Source organism: Megamonas sp. Calf98-2 (assembly GCF_900110235.1).
GTDB lineage: Bacteria > Bacillota > Negativicutes > Selenomonadales > Selenomonadaceae > Megamonas > Megamonas funiformis.
Window position 1 is genome coordinate 1 of sequence record NZ_FOCY01000031.1, and the last position, 5,914, is coordinate 5,914.

Genomic DNA, 5,914 nt, shown 5'->3' on the forward strand with positions numbered 1-5,914 from the left:
CATCAACCTTCTTTGGAGAGATATAGTAAGACCTGCTATTTTAGTAGGCAAGTATCGTTTGTATCCAAGAATCCCCTGCCTTTAGGCATGGGGAGTATGTCAAACCCACACATAAAATGTCATGTATTGGTCTCTCTATTGGTGATAATAATTTAACTTCACTCAATTTATAGCTCTTAAAATTATTATTTTCATCATCTAATTTTGTCTGTATATCTTTTATATCATCTTCATTTAATTGTTCAATCACATCTTGCATACAGCAAAAAGTTTTATCTGCATATAAATCATTAAGTGCTATTATCTTATCTTCATCATTTGCTAAAACACCTATCAATTTCTTATCTTCTATTTTAAAATTTACAAACTTCATTATCCTTCATTCCTTTCCTTACTTACTAACTAAAATATATATTATACATTTTCAATCCAAAATCCTTCTATTTTATAATCCTATTCAATAAATAGGTTTTAAAGAAAACAATTTTATATAGTTCTTTTACCAAACTAAATTTATTATTGTATTTACTCTAATAAATTATTTTATATTCATCTTGACATTATATACTATTCATACTAAAATAATAGTATATAAGATATAAATTTCTTTTATTCTTTTAATTTATAAATATATTTTAAATCTATATATAAACAAGTAATTATCATATTTTCACAAACTTTAAACCTACTATAAAAGTAGGATAGGAGGATATATTTCATGACTAAATCTCTTTTAAATATTACGGACTTATACGCTAGTGCTGAAGATAAAACAATTTTACAGAATTTAAATTTAAATATAAATCAAGGTGAAACTCATATTTTAATGGGCCCTAATGGTGCAGGAAAATCTACATTAGGCAATGTCATTATGGGCAATTCTCAATACAAAGTAGACCGCGGAAGTATATTTTTCGAAGATGAAGATATCACTTCTGCTAGAACTGATGAACGTGCTCAAAAAGGATTATTCTTATCTTTCCAAAGCCCTATAGAAATCCCTGGTGTTTCTATCTCTCAATTTATCCGTACTGCTATGGAAACAAAAGAAAAAATCCGCCTAAAAGCTTTTCGCGATAAATTAAAAACTGTTACTAAGACATTAGGCATTAATGAACAATGGATCAATCGTGAGTTAAACGTAGGATTTTCTGGTGGCGAACGCAAAAAAATTGAAATGCTTCAATTATTAATGCTAAATCCTAAATTAGCTATCTTAGATGAAACAGACTCTGGTCTTGATGTTGACGCTGTAAAAACTGTTTCTCGCGGTATACAGACATTCCAACAAGATGACCAAAAATCTTTATTAATCATCACTCACAATAGCAAAATTCTTGAATATCTCCATATCGATTATGTTCATATCTTAATCAATGGAAAAATCATCAAAACAGGAGATGCTTCTTTAATAAAAATCATCAACGAACAAGGCTATGAACCTTTTATCACTGGACAAGGAGAATAAAATCATGAATGAAGCAGAAAAAAGACAAAATGAATATATAAATCAAACTGCTGAACGTGTAGAAAATCGTTATGATTTTAAAAAAGCAGAAAAAGATGCTTATCGTCTCAAAAAAGGTCTCACGCCTGAAATCGTAGAAGAATTATCTGCTAAAAAAAATGATCCTGAATGGATGCGTGAATTTCGCTTGCGTTCTTTAGAAATCTACCACAGCTTAGATGTACCACCATGGGGACCATCTATTGATGATTTAAATATCGACAATATCGTAACTTATGTAAAACCAAATACTGATATGCAAGGTTCATGGAAAAATGTACCTGAAGATATCAAAGATACTTTCGATAAATTAGGTATTCCTCAAGCTGAACAAAAATCCCTAGCTGGTGTCGGTGCCCAATACGACTCTGAGGTCGTTTATCACAATCTCAAAGAAGAAGTTGCCAAACTAGGCGTAATTTATACAGATATCGAAACTGCTCTCAAAGGCCCTTATGAACCTATGATACGTGAACATTTCATGAAACTTGTAACACCTCGCGATCATAAATTTGCAGCCTTACATGGTGCAGTTTGGTCTGGTGGCTCTTTCGTATATGTACCACCTGGAGTAAAAGTGGACATTCCACTTCAATCTTATTTCCGCCTAAATGCAGCAGGTGCAGGGCAATTTGAACATACTTTGATTATCGTAGATAAAGGAGCTGACCTTCACTTCATCGAAGGCTGTTCTGCTCCTAAATATAATGTAGCTAATTTACATGCTGGCTGTGTAGAATTATTCGTCGCTGATGATGCAAAATTGCGTTATTCCACAATCGAAAACTGGTCAAAAAATATGTATAATCTCAATACAAAAAGAGCAAAAGTAGGCAAAAATGCTACTATGGAATGGATTTCTGGCTCATTTGGCTCTCATATCTCTTACCTTTATCCAATGACAATTCTTGCAGGTGAAAATGCCAAAGCAGAATTTACAGGAATTACATTTGCTGGTAAAGGGCAAAACCTCGATACAGGAGCTAAGATGGTGCATAATGCCCCTCATACATCTTCTTTAATCAATACAAAATCCATTTCTAAAGATGGTGGTGCTAGTACATTTAGAAGTTCTGTCGTTGTAGCAAAACAAGCCCAGCACAGTAAAGCCCTAGTTTCTTGCCAATCTTTAATGCTCGATAATATTTCTCGTTCAGATACAATTCCAGCAATGGACGTGCGTACAAATAAAGCCAGTGTTGGACACGAAGCCAAAATCGGTCGCATTAGTGATCAAGCTGTATTTTATCTCATGAGTAGAGGTCTAAGTGAAGCCGCTGCTCGTGCTATGATTGTAAACGGATTTGCTAATCCAATATCCAAAGAATTACCAGTAGAATATGCTGTAGAAATGAATCATTTAATTCAATTAGAAATGGAAGGCGCCATTGGCTAAAAGGAGATATGACTATGAATATAAAATTTGAACATGCAAATAGTTTACCAATGCCAACATGGCGTTGGTTAAAATTAAATGATACAACTATATCTTATGATAATATAGATAAATTAACTCCCCTCAAACCTCAAATCATTAATTCCATGGAAAATATTTCCCTATCTTCACAAAAAGATATAGCTTCTGCTGACTTTCCTCACATCAATACTGGTATCGGCTCAGATGCTGATAATTTTGTAGTAAATAATGCTAGTAACAAAAACTATTTCACTATCAAAGCAAATACGATTACCCAAAAACCTTTAATCTTCATTTATGATTTAACCGATAACCTCGATTTAATTGATGATAATTATATTTACGCTCAAGAAAATAGCCAAGCCACTATAATTATCGTTTACAATTCTCCTTATCATAATCAAGGTTTTCATGCGAGCAGTACAAAGATTTTCGCTGAAAAAAATGCTCAAGTTAAAATAATTCAACTACAAGCACTCGGCAAAGACTATTTTAATTTCGATGATATTGGCACACTTGCCCAAGAAAATGCTCGTATATCCATTCAACAAATTGCTTTAGGTGCAAATAAAAATTATCTAGGTGCAAATATTGATTTATTACAAAATAATGCACAACTAGATTTCCAAACAGATTATTTAACTACTAAAAATCAAATGCTCGATATGAACTATATTGTCAATATCCTAGGTCAAAAGACAAAAACTAATTTAACGACAAATGGTATCTTAATGCATAACGCTCAAAAAACACATCGTGCAACTTTAGATTTTAAACAAGGTTGCAAAGGTTCTATAGGTACAGAAGCAGAAAATGTATTATTACTTGATGAAGATATCCACAATAAATCAATTCCTCTAATTCTCTGCGGTGAAGATGATATTGAAGGCAATCACTCCGCTTCTATCGGTGAAATGGATAAGGAGCAATTATTTTATCTGCAAACTCGTGGCTTAAATGAAAGACAAATTCGCCAAATGCAAATTGACTCCAAACTTCAATTAATCACAACCAATTTACCTGAAGAACTTCACGCTTATATTTCCACTTATCAACAGGAGGCTTTCTATCATGAAAACTAATTTTCGCCAAGATTTCCCTATATTAAATGATGAAGCAAACCCTGTCGTTTATTTAGATAGTGCTGCTACTACGCAAAAACCACTAAGTGTGATAAAATCCCTAGAAAATTATTACACATCTCAAAACGCAAATCCCCTTCGTGGTCTCTATAAGTTGAGTGCTACTGCTACAAGTGAATACGAACAAGCTCGCCACAGTGTAGCACAATTCATCAATGCTAATGAAGATTGTGAGATTATTTTCACTAGAAATACTACTGAATCCTTAAATCTCATCGCCTACACTTACGGCATGGAAAATATCCAAGAAGGCGATGAAATCGTAATCTCCATTCTTGAACATCATAGCAATATACTACCATGGCAAATGATAGCAAAATTAAAAAAAGCTACATTAAAATATATGTATATAAATGATGAAGGTATTATTTCTGATGAAGAAATTCAAACAAAAATCACACCTAAAACAAAAATAGTTTCTATCACTCAAATTTCAAATGTCTTAGGCGTTGCCACTCCCTTAAAAGCTATAATAAAAAAAGCTCATGAAGTAGGTGCTATCGCCATTGTTGATGGTGCTCAAGGTGCTCCTCATATGGCAACAGACGTTCAAGATTTAGATTGTGATTTTTACGCATTCTCCGGTCATAAAATGTTAGCACCTATGGGAATTGGCGTTTTATATGGGAAAAAATCCATACTTGAGCAAATGCCTCCATTCTTACGCGGTGGCGAAATGATCGAAACAGTATCCGAACAAGATGCTACATTTGCTCCACTTCCAGAAAAATTTGAAGCTGGTACACCTAACGTATCTGGAGCAATAGCATTAAAAGCCGCTATCGAATATATAAATCAAGTAGGATTTTCCTATATTGAACAACAAGAAGAAAAATTAATGAAAATCGCTATGGAAGAATTATCTAAAATGCCTTATATCACCATTTATGGCTCACCAGATTATAAAAAGCATAAAGGTGTATTGAGCTTTAATATTCAAGATATTCACCCTCATGACGTATCTTCACTTGTCGATTATCATGGGAATATCGCCCTTCGTGCAGGCAATCATTGTGCTCACCCATTATTAAAATATCTAAATGCACAATCAACAAATCGCATAAGCTTTTATTTCTATAATACAAAAGAAGATGTTTATCAATTCATTGAACAAATAAAAAAAGTAAGGAGTTATTTAGGATACGATGTTTAATCTCTATAATGAAATCTTAACTGAACACAACCTTCACCCTAATAATAAATGTTCACTAGCAGATGCTACACATCACCAACACGGTATCAATCCTAATTGCGGTGATGAAATCACTCTCTCCTTAAAACTCAATAACAATATTATTGAAGATGCTAGTTTCCAAGGTTCAGGTTGTGCTATTTCCCAAGCTTCCACAGATATCATGATTGATTTAATGCTCGATCAACCAATCGACAAAGCCAAAGAATTATGTCGTTTATTCATTGGCATGGTTCAAGGCACAATCACTGATGAAAAAGAGCTTGCCCCTTTAGATGAAGCTCTTACCTTTAAAAATATATCCAAAATGCCAGCTCGTGTAAAATGTGCCGTACTCAGCTGGCATACTATGGAAACAATCCTAGACAAAGCCCTCCAAAACTCTCAATAAATAAAAAGTATCATCTTGATTTAAATAGTTCAAAACTAAAATTAAGATGATACTTTTTTTATCTAAAATTTACCAGCCAAAATCAATAAAAATCCCGCTAATCCTTGATAAATAAACATTTTCACTAAATCCCTTCAAATCTCATTATTGCTGGTAAAAAATAACTAAAATCCTTGTTTATCAACACTTTTAATAGTACAATAAAATCATAAAGATTAATTTTTCTAGCATTTAACTTTAACAAATGTTGTATTTGAATCTGGCT

Annotated in this window: 6 protein-coding genes; 5 read left to right on the plus strand and 1 reads right to left on the minus strand. The window is 32.9% G+C overall.

Going from position 1 to position 5,914, the window contains the following annotated elements:
• Window positions 1-40: 40 nt before the first annotated feature.
• Window positions 41-373, minus strand: coding sequence for a hypothetical protein (locus tag BMX03_RS09065; protein WP_255361467.1), 333 nt, complete (start codon window positions 371-373; stop codon window positions 41-43).
• A 345-nt stretch (window positions 374-718) separates the two neighbouring features.
• Here BMX03_RS09065 and sufC point away from each other — a divergent pair, with 345 nt between their 5' ends.
• The 5 genes from sufC to sufU are packed head-to-tail and all read left to right on the plus strand — an operon-like array spanning window position 719 to window position 5,649.
• On the plus strand, window positions 719-1,468 hold the full coding sequence (gene sufC, locus BMX03_RS09070) for a Fe-S cluster assembly ATPase SufC (protein WP_091694988.1): 750 nt from the start codon (window positions 719-721) through the stop codon (window positions 1,466-1,468).
• A 4-nt stretch (window positions 1,469-1,472) separates the two neighbouring features.
• A complete protein-coding gene (gene sufB, locus BMX03_RS09075) occupies window positions 1,473-2,903 on the plus strand; it encodes a Fe-S cluster assembly protein SufB (RefSeq protein WP_018999523.1) in 1,431 nt (476 codons plus the stop codon).
• A 14-nt stretch (window positions 2,904-2,917) separates the two neighbouring features.
• Entirely contained in the window at window positions 2,918-4,006 is a 1,089-nt protein-coding gene (locus tag BMX03_RS09080) for a SufB/SufD family protein (protein ID WP_091694990.1), read from the plus strand.
• Complete coding sequence (locus BMX03_RS09085) at window positions 3,996-5,219, plus strand: cysteine desulfurase (protein ID WP_091694992.1); 1,224 nt, start codon at window positions 3,996-3,998, stop codon at window positions 5,217-5,219. Before BMX03_RS09080 ends, BMX03_RS09085 begins: the two co-directional genes overlap by 11 nt.
• Window positions 5,212-5,649 carry a Fe-S cluster assembly sulfur transfer protein SufU gene (gene sufU / locus BMX03_RS09090; protein WP_015563337.1) on the plus strand — a complete coding sequence of 146 codons (438 nt, stop codon included), beginning with the start codon at window positions 5,212-5,214 and terminating at the stop codon, window positions 5,647-5,649. The genes BMX03_RS09085 and sufU overlap by 8 nt, the downstream gene beginning before the upstream one ends.
• The last annotated feature ends 265 nt before the right edge of the window (window positions 5,650-5,914 follow it).